Origin of the sequence: Vibrio sp. RM-69-4 (assembly GCF_024743775.1) — a bacterium.
Classification (GTDB): Bacteria; Pseudomonadota; Gammaproteobacteria; order Enterobacterales; family Vibrionaceae; genus Vibrio; species Vibrio anguillarum.
This window is the reverse complement of the sequence record NZ_JAMQXI010000094.1, coordinates 130,300-151,476: the sequence shown is the minus strand read 5'-3', so window position 1 is coordinate 151,476 and position 21,177 is coordinate 130,300. Positions and strand designations below refer to the sequence as shown.

Annotated in this window: 7 protein-coding genes; 2 read left to right on the top strand and 5 right to left on the bottom strand. The window is 47.7% G+C overall.

Annotation, left to right across the window (positions count from 1 at the left end; translation table 11 throughout):
- Positions 1 to 554 precede the first annotated feature (554 nt).
- Both NB504_RS18405 and NB504_RS18400 read left to right on the top strand, forming a co-directional pair.
- Positions 555 to 2,210, top strand: coding sequence for an ABC transporter ATP-binding protein (locus NB504_RS18405; RefSeq protein ID WP_258429598.1), 1,656 nt, complete (start codon positions 555 to 557; stop codon positions 2,208 to 2,210).
- Entirely contained in the window at positions 2,203 to 3,900 is a 1,698-nt protein-coding gene (locus NB504_RS18400; RefSeq protein ID WP_258429597.1) for an ABC transporter ATP-binding protein, read from the top strand. The genes NB504_RS18405 and NB504_RS18400 overlap by 8 nt, the downstream gene beginning before the upstream one ends.
- A 348-nt stretch (positions 3,901 to 4,248) precedes the next feature.
- On the opposite strand, the gene NB504_RS18395 is transcribed toward NB504_RS18400, so the two are convergent.
- From NB504_RS18395 to NB504_RS18375, 5 genes are read right to left on the bottom strand one after another with little or no spacing between them, the layout of a single operon-like run.
- Complete coding sequence (locus tag NB504_RS18395) at positions 4,249 to 5,907, bottom strand: (2,3-dihydroxybenzoyl)adenylate synthase (protein WP_019281883.1); 1,659 nt, start codon at positions 5,905 to 5,907, stop codon at positions 4,249 to 4,251.
- Complete coding sequence (locus NB504_RS18390) at positions 5,904 to 7,298, bottom strand: salicylate synthase (RefSeq protein ID WP_017046024.1); 1,395 nt, start codon at positions 7,296 to 7,298, stop codon at positions 5,904 to 5,906. The genes NB504_RS18395 and NB504_RS18390 overlap by 4 nt, the downstream gene beginning before the upstream one ends.
- Positions 7,291 to 8,145: a thioesterase II family protein gene (locus NB504_RS18385; protein WP_258429594.1), complete on the bottom strand. Its 855-nt coding sequence runs from the start codon at positions 8,143 to 8,145 to the stop codon at positions 7,291 to 7,293. Before NB504_RS18385 ends, NB504_RS18390 begins: the two co-directional genes overlap by 8 nt.
- A complete protein-coding gene (locus tag NB504_RS18380; RefSeq protein ID WP_017046026.1) occupies positions 8,142 to 9,242 on the bottom strand; it encodes a thiazolinyl imide reductase in 1,101 nt (366 codons plus the stop codon). The genes NB504_RS18385 and NB504_RS18380 overlap by 4 nt, the downstream gene beginning before the upstream one ends.
- Positions 9,229 to 21,132 carry a non-ribosomal peptide synthetase/type I polyketide synthase gene (locus NB504_RS18375; RefSeq protein ID WP_258429591.1) on the bottom strand — a complete coding sequence of 3,968 codons (11,904 nt, stop codon included), beginning with the start codon at positions 21,130 to 21,132 and terminating at the stop codon, positions 9,229 to 9,231. The genes NB504_RS18380 and NB504_RS18375 overlap by 14 nt, the downstream gene beginning before the upstream one ends.
- Positions 21,133 to 21,177 lie beyond the last annotated feature (45 nt).

The window sequence follows — 21,177 nt, the reverse complement described above, 5'->3', positions numbered from 1 at the left end:
TGCAGGGGGATTTTTATGTAAGAAAGTTTCCTACATAAATAATTAGCTTTAATACAAAGTATCACAAAAATATCAACTTATGGTTGTATTTGGTTATATCAACATATGGTTTTATTTTACGTAATTAATTGATTTACAATGAATCGTAAATATCAATTTATGGTTGTATCAACAGTATCGACATGTTTCAACATCAATAATTAATCTGAGCCGCTTTTGCGGCTCTTTTTTATACAAATGAGTTTGTTTCAATCAATAAGATTACCTATATATTCTATTTGATTCGGTTGGTTTTGATTTATACAACCAAACGTAATCTATACCACTTGACGATAAGGTGCGCTTAAATTGGTTGGTTACAGATGTACGGCCACCCACCGCGGTGCTGATACGATATTGAGCAATTGAGGATTAATGAATGTGGCCACTAATATACTAATACCGATTGCTGAGTGGTGGTCTAGTTACGACTAAACGCGACGATTTTATACCTAATTGCGTTAGCGATGGCATGTATATTCAACCAACATAGCCTCCATTTATGGAGCTTTATTATGTTGCTCTCGCATCACATGAGCCGGATGGCAGCGCTGAAAAGCTTGTTGTTCAGTGAGCGAAATCGCGTCACCTTATCGATAACCAGTGCCATTCTATGCAGTGTCTTTGAGCTTATCTCTTGGATTTTTCTCTATTTAGCCGTCACTGCGATTTACCATAACGAATCGGCGACAGCTTACTTTCTGATGATGTGTTTGACGGTAATGGGTCGCTACGCCTTTTATGCATTAGCAGTATGGCAAGCACATTTAGCGGCCTATCACATTATTCAGAAAGTAAGGCAACACTTAGTGCGTGCGTTAGCCAAGATGAGAATGGATAAACTGCGCAGCTTGAGTCGGGGCGATATTGAAAAACGCATCACCGATGAATGCCAGAGTCTTGAGCCGCTGATTGCTCACCATGGTACGGATATCATCAACGGCCTTTTGATGCCCCTGTTTATGGTGGGATTGTTATTCTATATTGATTGGCGACTCGCTCTGATTGCTTTAATGCCACTGCCGTTAGCAATGACTGCACAAATTTGGATGATGCGTGGATTTGCTGAAAGACAGCAGAAATATAATCAAATCGTCGCTCATCTGCATCAATCACAAATGGAATTTCTGCGCACCATAGGTGTAATGAAACTGCTTGCAGTTGATGCGGATTCCTACCTTGAACTCAGCAGAACCTTACAATCTCATCATAAGATTGTGACGGGATACACTCAAACGATGGTTAGCGCTTGGGTGACATTTGTCACGCTGGCACAAATTTCGCTGATCTTGGTGTTACCTGTTGCCATCATGCTCGCCAATACGGGCCAATTAACCCTCATTGATTTGGTGATGGTGGCATGCGTGAGTGTGGGATTGCTTAAGCCGTGGTTAGACTTAACGCAAGTGTTTGCGCAAATTCAGCAATCGTTCATCGCCATAGACAGAATCCTTCCCTTATGCGGTGAGCCTGAGTCTCATCCTTTCCATTACCCCTCGTCTTTGATGCTTCTTGAGTGCCGTGACCTTGTTGTGGCTCGCGACCCAAAGGTTGCCGTATTGCAACAGGTGAATTTGAAAGCGTATCCCGGACAACGCATAACGATTGAGGGAGCGTCTGGGGTTGGGAAAAGCACGTTACTTGCGTCGTTACTCGGTGAGTTGGAGCCTACTTCGGGTGCTTGGTACATCAATGGTCAGTCAATAACCGATATTGACGATGAGAGCCGTAGTCATTATCTCGCCTCGGTTGATCAGCGAGTGGTCTTTTTTTCTGGATCCTTACGCGATAATTTAATTTTAACGAAACGTCACGTTGAAGAGCATGAAATCTGGCAATTACTGACTTGGTTTGGGCTTAAACCGCTAGTGCAAAGCCTACCTCAGCAGCTCGATTGCCCAATTGGAGAAGCGTGTCGATTGTTCAGTGGTGGTGAAATGCAGCGTTTGGCGATTATCCGCGCCGCTGTCACTAAAGCACCGATCCTAATTTTGGATGAGGCAACGGCCCATTTGGATGCGCTTTCAGAGCAGAGCGTTTTTGAGGCGTTACGCCATTATGAACCAGCTCAGATTCAACTGATCATTAGCCACCGTGCCAGTCAGATTCAGCAGGTTGATCGCCGCTTGGTACTGCTGAACGGTCAACTAGAGGAGAAAGCTGATGAATAGTCTGAGGCGTTTAATTGAACATAGTGGTGCAAAGACACAGCACTTTTGGTTTGGTTTACTGGGCAAAGTCGCTACTGAGCTGATTGGGCTACTGGTCTGGATTATGTTATTTACCTTTCTGCTCTCTTCCGAGTCATTGCCGTTCACTGTCATGTTATTGATAGCGCTGTCGTTGATCTTAGCGCAGTGGATAGTAGGCCAGAGTACCAAGCTCAGTTTTCTTGGTGCTTATCAAATTACCCATCAATTACGTCATCAGTTATTGACCGATATCCGTCTTCAACCCTTGGCTGCTTTACGTGGTAAACGCTTAGGTGAAAAAGTAAAGTTACTCACTTCTGATCTCAAACAGTTTGAAGATATTTTCAGTCACCTGTTGACCGAGTTTGTCGCAACTTGGGCAACACCGATCGTCATGATGATTGTACTTGCACTGATTCAGCCTTGGTTAGCCGTGACTCTAGTGCTGATTTTTGGGTTAGCGTTTAGCGTATTAGTGCTCGTAGAACGGAGATTTAGCCATCAGGCAGACCACACACATCATACCAATGTGCAAAGTAGTAACTTGTTGCTCGAATACCTAGACTGTTTGCCGATGCTGCGCAGCTTTGGACAGAGTGGGCGATTGGCGGACCCGCTCTGCCAGCAGATTGAAAAGCAAAAAGATCAGGGACTAGGATTAGAGTGGCTTGGCGGAAGTGGTGTATTGTTAGCAACGCTGATCTTAGAGCTTGGCCTCGTGATCAATTTAGTTTTGGCTGCGTGGTTGGTGGATCTCGATTGGTTGAATCACTCACAATTTTTGGTTGCTGTGGTTGCCACCGTGGTCTCTATTCGTCCACTAGCGCGGATGACGGTGTATGCAGCCTTACTCCGCTATATGTTAAAAGCAGCATCACGTTTACATCAGCTTTCCCAGTTGCCGCAACAAACCTCACAGGGCGTAGAACCTAGTACTTTTGATTTATCACTCAAGAATATTCATCTTTGCTTAGACGACCAGCCAGTACTCAATGGGGTTAACCTTGAGGTGGCGGAGGGTGAGCATATTGTGCTGGTGGGCAAAAGTGGTTCAGGTAAAAGTAGTTTACTCGATGTGTTGGCTGTGTTTCATATCCCCACACAAGGTTGCTTAACTATGGGAGGAAAAACCTTGGATGAAATAGGTACTGAGCACTGGTATCGGCATATCGCCTATGTCACGCAAGAGGTTCAGCTCCTCGGCGGCAGCTTACGAGATAACTTGCTATTGGCCAAACCCGAAGCGAGTGAACAAGTGTTGTGCGAGGCAGTAGAGGCGGCGGGTTTGAGTGAGTTAGTGGCTAAGTTGCCGCACGGACTAGATTCGCGGATTGGTGAAAATGGTAACCAAATCTCTGGCGGGGAGCGGCAGCGTTTGTCGATTGCGCGAGCGCTATTGCATGATGCGCCTATCTTACTGCTTGATGAATTTACCTCCGCACTGGATAGCCAAACTCAGGCCCAAGTGTTGCAAGCGCTTGAGATTCTTTGCCAAGGGAAAACGGTGATTTCCGTAGCGCATCGCCTGGAGACTATTCAGCAAGCTGATACTGTTTATTTGATGGAGGCAGGGCAATTGCGCAAGGTTGAGCAGTATCAACAGGAGGTTACAACAGCCAACTCACAACTCTATAAACCACAACTCTGTAAAAAGAGCGAAATGGCTTAATGGAAAATGGTTCTTAAATCGAGCCAAGATATGTGCTCGGTTTATCCTTAACGATGTGAAGCTACCGCCATCTTGGCTGAGTTTTTTCGCCCCAATCACATGGTCTATTGCTGTGATTGGGGACTCACTCATTTACCGCTAGCCTGCGATTTCAAGTTGTTTGGCTATATCAACAATTAGCTGCTTTACTGTCTTCTCCATCGACGACTACCATGTCATCCTCGCCTATTTAACAAGAGCAAGAAGGATGAAAGGCTGTTTCTGCGTGTTGGCGAATGAATGCATCCCCATGAGTCTCGACCGACTCGATGATTGGGGTGAACGAACGTAGCCAACACTGCTTCAGCTTCAGGTCGGAATGGTATTATAGCCAGTCTGAATATCCAGCATCCACGGTTTCCCACTGGGGCCTAAAATCGCTTTTTTATCTATTTTTCCGACGGCGGTTTTGGGTAGATGGCTGACGATGTGCAGTTCATCAGGAAGCTTAAATGAGGCGAGATTACGCTCTTTTAAAAACTGACGGAGTGCTTGTAATGTCAATCTAGAGTCTTTGGAGATGAGTGCGACACCGATCCGCTCGCCTAAATAAGAGTCGGGTACTGCAACCACTGCGACCTGCGCTACTTGAGGATGAGCTAATAAATGCTCTTCAATTTCATCCGTAGCAATACATTCCCCAGCTCGATTGACCACATCTTTAATCCGCCCGGTCACGGTGAGATATTGGTCGCTATCCATGCGCACTTTATCACCACTGCAATAAAAACCATCTGGAGTGAAAGCCTTTTGATTGTGTTCATTCGCTCGGTAGTAACCACGCAAGGTATAGGGGCCTCGCGTCAGCAATTCGCCTTCTTCTCCCTCGCCAACGGGATAACCTTGAGGGTCGACTACTCGAATTTCATCGAGTGCACAGACTGGACGACCTTGTCGAGACGCAATAATTTCAGGATGATCGCCCAAGCGAGTGCAACAGATAAGGCCTTCCGCCATACCAAATACTTGTTGTAGAGCATTAGGGAAGGCTTTTTGAATGGCTAAAGCATCAGTGTAGGCCAGTTTCGAGCCTCCAACTTGTATCAAGCGTAGGCTTGAAAGATCGCTTTCTTCCCATTGTGTGGCTTCTGTCCATAATTGAGCTAAGGATGGCACCAAAGCGGTGGCGCTGATTTGGTGCTGTTCAATTAACTCAAAACAGTGGTCTGGCCCCGCGTGTTGGGTAAACACGACCTTTCCACCTTTGGCGAGCACCCCTAAAAAGCCCGGGCAGCCGAGTGTGAAATTGTGTGCAGCTGGCAGCACGGCAAGATAAACATCCCGCTCATTTATCTCACTTGCCTGACAGCAACAACGAATATTGAACAGGTAATCGTTGTGGGTGCGAGGGATAAGCTTGGGTAGTCCTGTCGTGCCACCAGATACCAGAAATAGGGCAGGGTGGCCTGGATTTATGGTAGGAGCTATCAGTGGTGAGTGAAGCTGAATATTATTAAGAGAATGGTGGTTACCGTGCTCACCAAACAGATAAACCTGCTGTAAGCCTTGGCAGTTGGCTATTAAGTTATTTGCCAACGCCGCACCTTGAATTTCTTCACTAATATACGCTTTGGCATCGCCGAGCTGAGCCAAGTGTTTGATTTCAGAAAGCCCATGAGCAGGCAGCGCCAAAATAGGTACTAAACCAGCTCGTAGAGTGGCAAAAAGAGCGATTGGCAAACGGCAAGTATTTGAGAGTTGGATCACCACGCGCTCACCCACTTGCATTCCATCGGTTATCAAACGATGCGCGATACCATCCGCAGCGTTTAGCAGTGCTTGATAAGTTAGCTGATGATGCTCATCTAGCACGGCAATCTGCTCACCGTATTGTTCAACACCTTGAGTTAATAGGCACCAAAGCGGTGCGTCTTCCCAAAGTCCTGCTTGCTGATAACGCATCGCTTGTGCGGTTTGGTAGCCGATAAAGCCTCGGAGTAAATCTGCTGTCATTGGCCGGTTTTTCATGCGACTGCCTCACTGATTAAGGAAGATGAGTTCTGTGCATCGCTGGTTTCAAGGACTAAATGATTGAGTACACAGGCCATTTTTTCACAAGTTTCTTCCCATTCTCGTTGAGGATTAGACAAACTGATAATGCCAGCTCCGGCTTGAAGCAGAGAAACAGAACCCGTTTTGTATCCCGCCCTTAACACCAAAGCCGCATCGAAAAATCCATTGCGGTCTGTAATGAATACGCTACCGCTGTACAGTTTTCTGGGTTGTTTCTCAAAACGAGCAATCGCGGCAACCGCCTCACGTTTAGGAATGCCAGAGGCAGTGATGGAAGGAAAGAGGACTCGGAATGCATCCCATGCGGATTTGTCTGTGGCGAGCTGACCTTTTACTCGCGATGCTAAATGTTGCACGCTACCTCTTTCTGATACGGTCATAAATTCAGACACATGAACGCTTGAGGGATCACAAACCTGTTCGAGCTCTTCGATAGCCAGCTTGACGGAAGCGGCATGTTCGGCAATTTCTTTAGGATCGTTAAGCAGTTCGTTCTTTAGCCTTGCTGCGTCGGTTTTATCTTGGGGTAGTAAGCGTGTTCCGGCCAAAGGTTGGGTGCTCAAGGTCCCCCGCTCATCGACTTCTAAGACTGTTTCTGGTGAGAAACCAAATGCTTGCATGTTATTTAGCTTGAGCATGAAAGAGCGAGCTGGCGTGTTGTTCATTCTACCGTTAATAAAGCTTTTGGTTATGTCGATATTAAACGGCAGTATGGCTGGCCGAGATAAAATCACTTTCTTGTATTGGTTGGCTTTGATTTCATTGACGGCTAAATCGACTGCCTGCTGATAGTGATGTTTCACTTCAATGCCACCAACAATATCCTGTTGAGAGCAGGGCTGCCCTTGCAGAGGCAATGGCGCAGGTAAGCATGATACCCGGGTAATGATGGCTTGAATTTGCGCAAGTACTGAGCTTTCAAAGGTACGGATGATAACGTGAGTGGCCGTAATGCGTAATTCGGTTTCGGCTACAAACAGTTCCAGCAGTGGATGTTGGCACTCTTGTTGTGGTAAATCGTGAGCGAAGCGACTGAATTCAAAATCAGCGCGGCCGAAGAGTCGCCAGTCCTCTCCACTCAGAGTTTGGGTTGCACGATGAATATATTGACACAGATGATGAGGGTTTACCTGTGCGACCTTTCCTTCAAAGTCACAAACTTCGCTTCTATGGTTGACGGTTAATTGCAGTCGTTTATTGATGCCGATCGCCCATTCATTCTCATGCTCATAGACCAGATATTCATGACAGAAAGAGGCCGAGGTCAGTTCGGCAACGAGTTGGAGTGGATGACATTGATGTTGCAATACCAAAGAATGTAAATATGCCGTATGAATGTTAGCCATGTTGTTCTCCAGAAACGTGAGAGTAATTTATTAAGGTTGTTGGTCGATGCTCCGACCTTGTTACTGTTGGTTCGCTAATCTTGCTGAGAAAGTGTTCAGGGGTTGCTGTGATGTAAAAGTGGTCGCCTGATATGGCTATCAGTGTTGGTTTGTCATCGATTGGCATCAACCATGGTTGCCATGCAGCGACTTCGGACTCCCAAGCTTCAGGGTCATGTTCGCCAAACACGAGTGTGCATGGGGTGTACTGTAGACATTTCGATGCTGTAACTTTTTGGTGGTAGCACTCTGTGGCTAAAAAATCCGCTCTCAACATGGGTAGAAACAGCGGGAGTAGTTCAGGGTGCTGCTTGAGTATCGGACTGCCGCTGCCAATCGCGATCAGTTGGTCAATAAAGTCATCATCATTGAGTTGGCTCAATCGTCTTCGACTGCTTAAATGCGGGGCATGGCAGGCAGAAAGGATCAGATTTTTGATCGGTGATAGGGCTCCAAAACTGCTCTCAAATCGATGACATACTTCATAGGCCACTTGTGCCCCCATGCTATGTCCACAGAGTATTATTCGAGTCTCTTTAATGAAGGTTTGATCCGCTATCCAAGTCCTCAATCCCTCAGCAACATCCTCTGCTATTGCTTCAATACTCGTAAGGGGGCGCTCTCGCATTCGATGATCTCTGCCGGGGTAAGTGGCCAGCAGTACCAGCGTTTCTTTTGCTAGTGCATTGCAGTCAAGTGACATCCATGTTTTAAATGCACTTAAACTGCCTCCAGCAAAAGGACAAATAATCCATATTTCACGAGGTTGGGCACCATTCTGATAAAGTGTTTTGAACACCTGATTCATATCTCCACCTCTTTGGTCACTGCGCGATTGAATCGAAATGAAATTCGTGGTGGTGGAGTCATGGTCCTTTCTTGGGGTTGTCCACATAATGTGAGAATGTCTTCCCACAGTTGAGCAACCTTGAGTTGGTGACAGATAAGCAACAATGGCGCGGTGTCTTGCCCATCAATTAAACGGCAAAACTGCTCTAAAGTGTTGCATACCCCTTCAGGTCCGAATTCTTCAAACAGATCTTTAACGAGACAAGGTTGGTCGTAAAGTGTCTGCGTAGTCGGTTGATTGAGATAGTCTCCTTCAGCGAGGCTGACGACCTGATACAGGCTTTGCTGGTTATTCTGGTGCTTTTCGGCATGAAGCGCTGGTGTCCAATGTATCGGGCCATAGCTATCAACCATCGAAAGATAGCCAGATTCCCACCCTAACATAAGACGATGCATGGCGAGGCTGTGCATATCTGGATCTTGTGGATCCAGATAGTTTTGTAACTGCAACAGATAATCACCGTGAGGAGATTGAAGACTAATCAGATCAAAAAGGTGTTGTTTGCCTAATTTTATAGGTTGAATTTTGCCATCGCGGCCTAATGCCAACAGCAGTAAATCCAATGTTGAGTAAAGCAACTGCCGACTTGTCGTAATATTGCCGTAGCTGGCGGGCTGGCGCATTTGCAATGAGACTTGCTGTGCGCTTGAAATCATGGTTTGCCCCGCTTGAGACGAACTATAGAAACTGTTGACTCGGTATTGGACTCCACATTGCTCAGCAAGCGCATGATGCCGTTGTAATTCTTTCGCCGACACGGGATGCTCTTGCAAAACATGAATATGACGTTTGAGCAGCTCTTCGACCAATACGTTACCGCCCCCACCGATAACGGAGGCGCGAACAACCACGCAGGCAATAGCAATATCCTGAGGCAACTGTGACACCTTTTCATACAGTGGTATACCAAAGGCAGTGGCCAGATTCTTTGAACGCAGGCTACCTTGGGACAGAATCCCTGCCAATTCGAGATCTGGATGAGATTCGATAAAGGCATTTAGGTACAGTTCGCCAAATTTAGCCCCAACGATAATGACTTTCTTACGACTCTTCATTTTCTAGCTCTTTTACGTTTTGTTGGTGGAACGAATTTATTGAATGTGAAGGGTGGCCGAGCAGAGTAGAGATCTCGTGCGCCAGTGTTTTCACATGAGGTTGTTGTAGTAGGGTGTAGTGATCTCCCTGCATGCGATGAATGATGGGATGACAGCAATCACTCCAACCATGGCAGCGGCGTTCTACCATCTCAGGATGTTGGTAGCGCATAAAATCAAGCTGTGAATGGTTTTGTGCGCTATAAAGTGTGATGGGGAGCGTCTCCAAATAAGGTGGCTGATAGTCGAGCATGGCACGCAAGTTTTGCTGATAGATTGCTAGCAACTCAGCAAGACTTGCACTGTCTAATAAGCCTGATCCTGTCTCTAAAAATGCCTTGGCAAGCTCTGCGCAAAATTGCGTCTCTGATTCGAAGTTCGAAATCACATGCTCTTTCAGCGCCGGGAATCGGCCAATACAATCTGCGTAGAAGTATTGGCGGATCGACGCCTCGGTTAATCGCTGATTTGGGTTTTGGCTTGGTTTATAACTATCAATCAAGATGCAGTGGCTGACCTCTTCGCCCTGTTCCATGAGTTGTCGAGCCATTTCAAAAGCCACTACTCCGCCAAATGACCAACCTGCCAGCTGGTAAGGGCCAGTTGGCTGTACGTGACGAATCATAGATATATAGTGTGCTGCTAAAGCCACAATGTCGGTTTTTGGCGCAGATTTATCGTGCCGATCTGGGTAGGCAAGTCCATACAAAGTGATCTGGCTGAGCTCTTTAGCTAATGCTTGATAGCTCAATAAGTGTCCGCCAATCGGATGCACAATAAAGAGTGTACTGGTTCGGTTACTGCCGTTTGATGAGAGTTTTACCGGTGCATGATGGAGCGGTTGGGTTTGCTCTGTCAGCAAGGTGGCGAGGCGCTCAACCGTATCATGGGTTTGTAACTGCCCTGCGGTGAGAGCAAGGTTTAAACGGTGATTGATTTGGTTAAGTAAGCGTACGGCGATCAATGAATTTCCGCCTAGATCGAAAAAGCTCTGATTGGCGGGAATAGGGGCGAAATTAAGGCATTCAGACCAGATCTGAGCCAGAAGTTGTTCCTGCTGTGAGTGCGGCATGCGTAATTGATCTGCTGCAATATGGGCATCTGGGCGCGGTAGTGCAGAACGATCCACCTTACCGTTGGCCGTCAATGGAAGGTGCTCTAAGGTTATGATCTGGCTTGGACATAAGTACTGGGGCAACAGTCGGCGAGCATGATCCAGTAAAGCCTGATTATCAAGTCGACTGTGGGGAGCGTACTGAATATAAGCCACTAAACGTGCACCATTTTGCGCCGTTCTGTCTGGCTGAACGATGGCATCTAGGATGTCTATTCCGCTCGCGTTGAGTGCACACTGACGTAGAGCATTTTCCACTTCACCAAGCTCAATACGATAACCGTTAATTTTAACTTGGTGATCGTTTCTGCCCAGAAACTCAATGTTACCATCCGGTAAATAGCGGCCTAAATCCCCCGTTTTATACAAGCGTTGGCCAAGCGTTGGATGTTCGATAAAAGCGAAGTCGGTCTTTTCTTGATCATGCCAATAGCCGCGAGCGAGACCACGTCCACCAATGTAAAGCTCTCCTGTAACCCAATCTGCACAAGGATTGAGCTGTTCATCGAGCACATAAAATTGTTGATGAGTGAGCGGTTTTCCATAGGGAATACTGCTGTGTGTGGTATAGCTTTTCTCAATCGGATAGCAGATAGACCAAATGGCGGCCTCGGTAGCACCACCTAAGCTGAGCAATTTAGCCTGAGGCGTAAGGGTATTCAGTCGGTCTGGTAAGTTGACGGGTATCCAGTCTCCACTCATCATGATTTGACGTAAATGGGGCAGCGGATTTGATCGATTTTCTAGTAAATCTACCAATAACTGTGCGAAGGCTGGCACACTATTCCACACCGTAATCGCTGACTGCTGAGCTAAATGCACCAGTGCTTCAGGATCTTGACTTGGCGATGTCTGTGGTATTACCAATCTTGCCCCACAGCTTAGGGTGGAGAAAATATCAAACACAGAGAGATCAAAATTGAGAGAGGAAATCGCCAATACTCGGTCACGATGATCGAGTGCAATACGCTGGTTAATATCGAGCAGGGTATTGACTACGGCACCATGCTCCATCATTACCCCTTTAGGTTGGCCCGTGGAGCCAGAGGTGAAAATGACGTAAGCCAGATCGGTCGGTTGGTTTGCCACTGGGATAAAATGCGCTTGGGCTTCTGTCATTAACGCAGGGAATAGAACTCGATAGTCATCGGTGCGGCAAGGCTCAGAGCTATCGCTGATAATGGTTGAGACTGCTCCTTGCTTAAGCAGAGCTTGGATACGAGGTTCAGGATAAGCGCCATCAATGGGCATATAAGCTTTCCCTGCCAACAGAATGGCGAGAACAGCGACTACCTGTTGCCATCCTTTGTTCATCACAACCGCCACTAATGGTGCATCATCTTGCTGTTCGATAAGCTGCGCAGCTAAGTGCTGAGCGGAAAACCAAAGTGTTTGATAAGTCAGTTCTAGTTCGCCTTGCTCAATCGCAATTCGCTGTGGGTGCTGTTCCACACCGAGCCTTACTAAATCGCACAATGTCGCCACACAAGCCGTAGTTTGGTTGTCTAAAACCAGTTTGACTTCACCTTGTGTCGCATTGACTTGATCACGCTTCTGCTGCTGTGCAGAGGGGAGTGCTAGGGCGAGAGGTTGTTGCCATTCTCGGCTTGTAAGCGTTTCTAACGTGTGGGTATAAGCGGCAAACATGGCTTCAAAGACACCACTTTTTAAGTAGTTTTCTTGAATCGTCCATTTGATGATAACGCCGCCGCATGGTGACGGAATCAACATACTGTCAAGGTAAACATGGGGGGTTTGTGCACCAAAGGCATTGAGCTTGCCATAGGGTAATGGTCTATGTTGCCCAACCGATAAGGTGTCGTTAAACACCACTGGCATGCCCGCATTGAGATTATGATTATGACGGTTTTTTTCAGTTAACACCGATTGACCATCAAATAAGGAATGTGCCATATCATCGGCCATCTGCTGTTGAATTTGCTCAACAAACGCGAGCAATGAACCGGGTTGGGTTCTTACTTCAAGCATGGATGTGGTTGAAAGGTTGCCAATGACGTCGGCGGATTGAGGCAGCATAGCCGGACGGTTACTGTGCAGTATATTGATGGCAAAATGCTTCTGGGCACTCCAATGGCTGATCACAAGGCAAAATGTGGACAGCATACTCATTGACGGCAATAAATTATGGGCAAATGAGACGGCTTGGATCTGACTCCACTGTTCAGCACTGAGGTGGTGAGTGAGTACACTTTGTGCTAAATGCTCTGAGCGTTTATCCGCTAACGGCAGTGCTGGAGCTTCTGGTAGTGTCGGTACTCGGTCAAGCCAGTAAGCTTGAGCTTGTTGGTAAGGCTCTGACTGTTTGAGCTGTTCAAGCTCAAGGAGATAGTTGTCGATACTCATCGTTGGCAATGCTAATTCGATACTCAGATCGTCATACAGTGCAAACCATTGTTGAAATAGAGTATTGAGGCTTTTGCCATCAGCCACGACCAAATCGAGTACCAAATGTACCAAAGAGGTTTCGCCGTCTACCTGCAGGATGCTGATATCAAACAGAGGCCATTGATGTGTCGCTACACCGTGGGCGGCGATCTGCGTCCTTGCCTCATCAATCCAGCGTGTTTTTTGTGGTTCATCCCATGAGCTTAAGTCGAGAAACTGTGGTTGATACTCTGGTACTTGGCGATGAATATGATATTGACCTGCATCGATTTCACCGCGTAACTGGTCGTGTAATTGCACCAGTCGATTCCATGCTTGGGTAAGTCTCAGACGATCAAGATGCTTAATTTCAAGCTCTGCATAGAAATGGGCAACCCCATTTCCCAAGGAAAACAAGGCATTTTCACCAAGCCAGTAGGCATTTTGTAGCGGTGTGAGTGGGTAATGTCGAACGCAAACGCCATTTTTCTGTTGTGTTGTATTATCTTGGGATTCAAGAGTTGTGTTTGGCTCAATAATGTCCGTTTCAACGGTTGTCGTTGCAGTAGACGGGGCACTCTCAAATTGGCAACAGAAGTCTTGGAATTTCGGATGCTCAAACAAGGATTGTAAGCTCGCTTGTTTGATTCCCGCATGTTGTAGTGCCACGATCATCTTTGTTGCCATTAAGCTATCACCACCGGCAAGGAAAAAATCGGTGTCGTGGTTAATCTCACCATGTAAAAACGTTTGCCATATACTTTTTATCTGCTCTATTTGTTGCTGATAGGACTCAGACTGACCTAAGGTCTGCGGACTATGTTGCGGACGTTTTTGGGTTACTATCAGATGTTGACGTAATGCTGATACCTCACTGTTGGGATAGCTCAACTGTGGCTCTAAACCTTGTTCCGCCAGCAGGGTAAGCCAAGCTGGTTGTGTCAGCATGCCACTTCCAGTGGATTGGCGAAAATCGTTGAATGCGTTGATTCCTTCAATAAACCCAACCGTCGCCAACTGCATTGGGCTGTGCTGATCGGTCGCCTCAATCAAAATCAAATAGCCATCATCGGCCAACAGAGCACGGAGACCTTGCAAACATTTTGCGAGATCGATGGCATCGTGCAGAACATTGACGGCCAAAATAACCTGATATCCACCATCCATTTTTAGTGCTTCATCAATGGGCTGATTAATATCAAATAGCCCATAGCTTACCTGTGGGTACTCAGACAATAGTTCGCGCGCTTCATGAAGGAACAGACGAGACACATCGGTAAACTGATAGTGGCGAATCGTTGAGGAGGCGAGGCTTAATACCTCTCGAGTGGTGGCTGCAGTGCCAGCCCCGACTTCAAGTATATTCAAACCTTGCGCCTGCTGTTGGCCAAGGGCATAAATGGCGCGCGCGGCACTTAAATTCAATATTTGCAGTGATGGATTACAACGGTAGAGGCTATCGGTGATCGCCGGGTCAGAAAATAGCAACTCGAGTGCAGAGTGGCGACCATTCAACAAAGCCGGGTGTTGCTTGAGGCAATCCTCAAGATAGGTATCCAAACGCTGACACCAAGCTTGTTGAGGCAAAGGTAATCGTGGTGCTTTGGGGAAATCGTCTTGGAAGCGATACTCTCCATCCTTCTCCGTCAGCACGCCCTCTCGGCATAACTGATCTAACCAAAGTTGGATAAGCTTATGATGTTTATCGGTCACTTTAAGTTGTTGAATAATTTGTGGTGCGCGATAGGCTTGCTCCGGCGAAGTAAATAACTGGTGATTGCGTAAGGTTGTCCAGATCCCACGCAGTGCACGATGCTCAAGCTGCGCCCACGCTTGCGTCACCTCTTGTACAATCTGTGGTGAAATTTCGGGGAGAGACATGTTGTGCCAATCAAGGGTGGATTCGGCGATGACGTGATCAGGCGGCAGAAGGGGGTGCAGAGGCTCTGGTTGAGTCAATGATCGCTCGAAAAACTGCGGGTCTGCCGCACACTGTTGCAGCAAGCTTAGATATTGGTTGAATAAGTTTTCCAACAGATCTGGCGCCAGTACGCCGGCCATGCAATACCAGTTGAACGCCAAATTACCTTCAATTTCCATGATTTGATGATCAAGCCAGACTTGTGGGGTTTGACTCAGAACATAAACCGGATCCCCTAGTAAATGGGTCATGGCTTGTTCGATATCCATGCCATCCATCGACATTCCCAGCATGCTAGTAAATACCACCGGAGTTAACGGCAGTGCCGCTTCTTGCTCACTGAGCTGACCGGAGGATTTCCAGTGTTTGGCTAGTTCGCGGATCACCTCAACCCCATTGACTTGACTATGGCCTAAGCGTTGCCAAAGTTTGCTTTGGGTTTGTAAGATACGCTGTTTCAAATCGGTGCTTGAGTCGTGTTGGAAATCCATTAGAAGGACTGAGGTGAAGTCACCAATCAGATCTTGGACGGCCTCATGAAAAGGCTGACGATTAAAGAACGTCATGTTCAACGTAAAATCAGGGCTTGCAGTCCAATTGGCCAAGGTATGCGCAAATAGGGTCAGCAGGCCAGCTGAAGGGGTTACCCCCCATTGTTGCCAAACCGATTTTAGCGTTTGCCATTCAGAGTCGCTAAGGCGGCCTTCTAAGGTAATAAATTCCGGAGCATGGTGTTGATAATCCGGGTTCAGTGGCAACTGAGGCGCTTTAGGCAGAGTTGGGATCGTTTGTTGCCAGTAGTGCCATGAGTTTTGCCACTCGGCGGAATGGCGTAACGTTTGCTCATGCATCACGTAGTCACGGAAAGTGATCGACAGAGGCTCCAAGTCTTTGCCTTGATAGGCGGTGGCTAAATCATCCATCATGATTTTGAAGCTTTGTACATCAAACTGCAGTAAGTCGAGGTTTAGGTGCAAACGCACTTTGTGCTCAGATAAACGGCTGAGTTGGACATCAAAGAGTGGCCAGACATCCGCAGCCCGTACCTGATGACGCATTTGTTGGCGTATTTGCTCAAGCTCAACGTGTTGTGCTTCTTCTGAGAGTGAACGTAAGTCTCTCTCTACAATCGGAAAATAGTCAACCTCAGCGTGAACAACTTGTTCTCCTGCATGATTGACTGTCATGCGCAGCATGTCGTGACGCTTGATTAAGGCATTCCAAGCGGCTGCAAATTGTTGTGGGTTAAACTCGGTAAGATCCTTATCCCACTCAAAGACGACGTGACAGGCAATACCGCCATATTGAACCCAGGGTTCACGACCAATCCAATACGCGTGTTGAATAGGCGTGAGTGGGAAGGGGGTATAGCGGTTGTGAGGATCGTTCACAAAGTGTGTGAGCATTGAATCTGATTCTGGTGCAGCAGGGACACGGGCGATCGCTTCCACCAAACCTGAAATGGTTAAGTTTTTGTAGGCTTGTTCGGCATCGATCTTGACTGCGAACTGTTTTTGAATAACCGCACTAAGCTCAAGAAATTGCAGAGAGTCTAAACCTAATTGCAGTAAATCTTGATCGACTCGGATTGGTGTATCGTCACTCATACCCAATTGGTAACGAAGTCGTTCGGTTAACCATTGACCTACATCACTCACTGTGGGACGCGTTAGCGGCTTGGGTGATACCAAGCAATCTATGGTATCTACTGTATCTATTGCCGTGTTCAATGGGTCAAGATAAGGCTGGAAATTAGCATGCTGAGGTTCGATATTCATTGCCAGTACGAAAGGAGCGCTACTGAGCAGACTCTGACTGATCTGCCACAAACCTTCTTGTACGTTTAAGGTATGCATACCTTCTTTGGCCAGTGTATCGAGAAGCGCTGAATCGGCGGTCATTCCTATGCTATCCCAAGCTCCCCATCCAATACTCATCACGCGGCAACGGCTGCTGCCCTGTTGGGCGAGAGCATAGCCATCTAAGAAGGCATTGGCTAACGCATAAGCACCTTGTCCAACCGCACCTAGTGAAGCTGCGGAGGATAAACCCAGTAAATATTGGGCTTCTTGTGCTTCAAGCCACTGGTGTAGTGCGACAAAAGCGTGGCATTTGGTTTGAATAAGTAGGGCAGATTGCTGAGGATCCCATTGATTGATAAGGCCTGTTAGCGATGTTCCCGCAGCATGAAACGCACCTATGATAGGTAAAGTCCGCGGCCAATCATTAAGCATTCGTTGCAGCTCCCCTTCTTGGCTCACATCGCCAAGCAAGGTCATCACCTGACAGCCGAATCTGGTTATGGTTTGGCAAAACTCAGGCCAATCGCTGGGTTCTCGTCGCCCAATCACCGCAATATGGCGGGCACCGGATTGTGCTAGCCATTTAATGATGTGTCGGCCTATGCCCCCCATACCTCCAGTGACAAGATGCCAACCTGAAGTCGTAAACCAAGAGGAAGGGATGAGGTCAGGCACGGTTTTGGCGTGCACCAATTGAGGTATCCAGTAGCTGTGGTTGCGATAAGCTATCTCAGTCGCTAGATGGAAAGGAGCAGAGTTTAAAGCCTGACTCAGAATCAGGGCTTGATGGTGATGATTCTCAACAGACGGCTCAATATCAAGTAGATAGATACCTTGCTGTTTGTGTTCCGCGCGAGCAACTCGCAGCAGAGACATCAGTGCCACTTTCTCGGCAGCAACACTTTGCGTTGCATCTGTCGCCATGGCTTGTGAGGTCAAAACATACAGCGTTGTAAAATCAGCGCTTAGTGATTGGATGACTTTTTCAGCGCACTCGACAAGCTCACCATCAGGCAATACGAACAGGCTGACAGTCTCATTGACACGGTAAATCTCCCCTTGACACTGTAGGGCTTGTTGGAGATCAGACTCACTAACGTTGAGCCTAGCTTGGCTCGCGGCGACTGGCAGCCACTGCCACTCATAGCGCTGATGGGGGCTTGGTAACAGCGCGTGTGGTTGAGAATCATCAAAGTTTGGGGTTTGAATCTGACCTATCCAAGCCCATTCTCCTGAAGTTAAGCATCCTCTTAATTGGTATTGGACTTGTCCCCAGAGTTGAGTCGTTCTGTGTGCAACCAGTTGCGTTATTGTTTTAGGGTCAAGAGATGGCGCTGCAACAATCAACCAGTCGCTACGCTCTTCTTGTACGAAACTCGGCATATGCAGGGTGATGAGTTGATGCCAGTCTGTTTCTGTTGGTGTCATTACCCAATCTACATAGAACAACTGCGTTTGATTGCTGAATGGTATTGCTAGGTTTGGCTGAATCGAAGGAGTCAGTGGACTGAGCAAACGCTGTTTTATTTCTGCCACTTGCTTTTTTAGTTGCAGTGGCGAAGTGTGATAACAACGTAATACTTGCTTAAGGCGCGCCGGAGTCTCGCATAAGGCTCGGATATCGCTCAATTGCACTGTCGCTGGCTCTTGATTGGTGGCCAAAGCATCACGCAGCCATTGTGCAACCACGTCTGTGGTTGGCAAAGACACGGCGGTGAATTGATAACACTGATGCCCTTGTTGCAAGTAGCCGTGTTCAAGTAAAGAGTTTAAAAGTGTTGTGATCAGATCTCGATGTTTTGGTAGCAAACGTCCCCCTCGGATCAGATCGCGCAGGGTAAAACGAGGCTGAGCCGTACAAGAGTGAATCAAATCGCGGATCACACAACAGCGCAGCATCGGATAGAGAGCCGCGATTGTGGTGGGTGGCGGTACACTCAAGGTTTGCTTAGGCAGTGCAGTTTCGATTGTTTTGACATCGGAGGTTGGATACCAATATCTCTGTTCATCGAACACATACAGAGGCAATCGACAAGGTCGACCCTGCAGCGCGAATAGCGCGGACCACTTATTATTGCAGCCCGCGACAAAAAGAGCGGCTAAGAGTTCAGTTTCTAAACGCTGTGTAGGGATGCTAGGGTGAGAGGTACCTAGCCATACACAATCTGTTGACCATGTTTCACGTTGCCCCATGGCTGTGAGGTGTGCACTTGGCCCCATTTCGACCAACAGCTTAGCCTGCTTGGCTAAGGCTGACTCTATTGCACGCTGGAATTGTACAGTATCGCGGACATGACGGGTCCAATACTCAGCGTTGAACGATGCCGCATTATCGGCGACCTGTCCTGTGACACTAGAAATCAGAGGTATAGTACCTTGCTTTGCGGTTATGGGAGCCGCAAACTCATGAAACGACGCTAGCATTTCATCCAATAGGCGTGAATGTGCGGCGCAGGATACGTCTAACTTTTTATAACGAATGGCATGCTTATCAAGTTCCAGTATCGCGTTGTCGACATCCCGTTGATGGCCAGAATATACCCAATGCTGCGCGCCATTATGCGCGGCCAGATCGAGTTCGCGCAAAGCCGGTATCGTCTCTAATGTGTTTGGCTTAGCGAAAATCGCTAACATAGAGCCCGCTTGGCGTTGCGCACATAAGTGCATCAGCCGTCCTCGTTCGCTGACAAGCGCAATCGCTTGTTGGTGAGTGAGGTATCCTGACACCACACAAGCAGCAAATTCACCTACCGAATGGCCCATCACCATATCTGGCCTAAACCCTTTACTTTGCCAGTGAGCGGCCATCGCGATTTCAAAAGCGACAATCGCTAATTGTGCGTAGTCGGTACGTTGGAGTAATTCTGTGCGGTGACCGAATAACGCATCAGTAAGCCGTATTTCTAAGCTGCCGAGCGCATATTGTTGGCTCAGTTCGATGCTGTCACGAAATGCGGCGCTGCGGTGATATAACTCTTGTCCCATATTGGCCCATTGGCTGCCTTGGCCAGTAAAGCACCACACCACCTTGCCTGTTGCTGAAGGCTGGCCAACATGTAAATCACGGCCAGCTTGCCCTGTTAGCGCGAAATCACGTAGGGCCTGAATTGCCGCAGAATTGCAATCAATTGCCAGTCGATAGGGGAGATCTAATGCTCGCTTTAACATGGCGGAGTAAGCAATATCACTGTGGTGTGTTGGCTGTTCTAAGCGTGTGGCATATTCACCGGCCAGTTTACGTAGCGAGGTTTCACTATTGGCGGAGATCAGTAGTTTTGCATTTTCGGATCGAGGATTGAGGGGCGTAGGATCCGCCAGCTCAGGGGCCGATTGCACAATCATATGGCAGTTGGTACCACCGATACCAAAGGAAGAGACCGCCGCAGTGCGAGTTTCGTTCAGCCAATCAATGGTAGTGGTCGCAAGCTGGAAACCAGAACCTGTAAGCTCTAGAGCCGGGTTAGCTTGAGAAACGTTGAGTGAGGCCGGGATTTTGCGGCGCGATACCGATAACACCGTCTTGATTAAAGAGGCGATACCTGCCGCTGTGTCCAGATGCCCGAATCCGCTTTTTACTGAACCCAAAAAGCAGGGTTTGGCTTCAATGCTGCGTTGATAAGCTTGTTTGATGGCTCGAACTTCGATAGGGTCACCGAGTTTAGTGCCTGTACCATGAGCCTCGATCATCTCCACTTCATCGGGTAATACATCAGCCAAATGCAGGGCATCGGATAGCACTTGTGCTTGGCCTTTTACCGAGGGAGCGGTAAACCCCACTTTATCCTGACCATCGTTGTTGATAGCACTACCACGCAACAACGCCAGAATAGTATCACCATCGCGTCGCGCATCCTCCCAGCGTTTGAGCACCACACAGCCTAGCCCGTGACCACCAAAAGTACCATTGGCATCAATATCAAACGGGCGACACAACCCATCTGGAGAAAAGATCATACCGGGTTGGTACAAGTAGCCTGAGCTTTGAGGAAATGACACCGCGACACCACCCGCAATCGCCATATCGCATTCCCCCGAACGCAGACTTTCGCAGGCGAGGTGGCAGGCGACCAAAGAGCTAGAACAAGCCGTTTGAACAGTAAACGCAGGACCCGTTAAGTTAAATTTATGGGCGACTCGCGTGGCAAGGTAATCTTTATCGTTACCCAATAAGGCTTGTAGCCCCTTGACTTGGCCAACTTGAGTGACATCAAAGTCGGCAAAAGAGGGGTAGGTACTGGTACGAATCGAGCCGAAGACACCAGTTTTCGATTGAATGGCGTTTGGTGCATACCCTGCATCTTCAAGCGCATGCCAAACTATCTGTAAAAATAGCCGCTGTTGGGGATCAATAGAGAGAGCTTCAGTTGGCGAATAACCAAACAAGCTTGCATCAAAGTAGTCTGGATTATCAATAATGGCACCGCTTGGCACGAAGTTCTCTTGCGCGGAGAGCGAAGTGGTTATTCCAGCCGTTTGTAGCTCTTGTTCCGAAAAATAGCTTTGCCCAGAAATACCATTCACCAAGTTGTGCCAAAATTGCTCCGCATTTGGTGCTTTCGGAAAGCGGCAAGCCAGTCCAATGACGGCGATGGGGTCACTGTTGCCAAAGCAAGGGTCGAGAGTGTTCATGGTTATCCTCGTAATTCAGTTGCAGGGTGGTCAGTTTCGCCACCC

What these genes read in the sequence shown, in the direction of transcription:
- NB504_RS18405 (WP_258429598.1), top strand. Translation starts at nt 555, where the DNA reads ATGTTGCTCTCGCATCACATGAGCCGGATGGCAGCGCTGAAAAGCTTG.
- NB504_RS18400 (WP_258429597.1), top strand. Translation starts at nt 2,203, where the DNA reads ATGAATAGTCTGAGGCGTTTAATTGAACATAGTGGTGCAAAGACACAG.
- NB504_RS18395 (WP_019281883.1), bottom strand. Translation starts at nt 5,907, where the DNA reads ATGAAAAACCGGCCAATGACAGCAGATTTACTCCGAGGCTTTATCGGC.
- NB504_RS18390 (WP_017046024.1), bottom strand. Translation starts at nt 7,298, where the DNA reads ATGGCTAACATTCATACGGCATATTTACATTCTTTGGTATTGCAACAT.
- NB504_RS18385 (WP_258429594.1), bottom strand. Translation starts at nt 8,145, where the DNA reads ATGAATCAGGTGTTCAAAACACTTTATCAGAATGGTGCCCAACCTCGT.
- NB504_RS18380 (WP_017046026.1), bottom strand. Translation starts at nt 9,242, where the DNA reads ATGAAGAGTCGTAAGAAAGTCATTATCGTTGGGGCTAAATTTGGCGAA.
- NB504_RS18375 (WP_258429591.1), bottom strand. Translation starts at nt 21,132, where the DNA reads ATGAACACTCTCGACCCTTGCTTTGGCAACAGTGACCCCATCGCCGTC.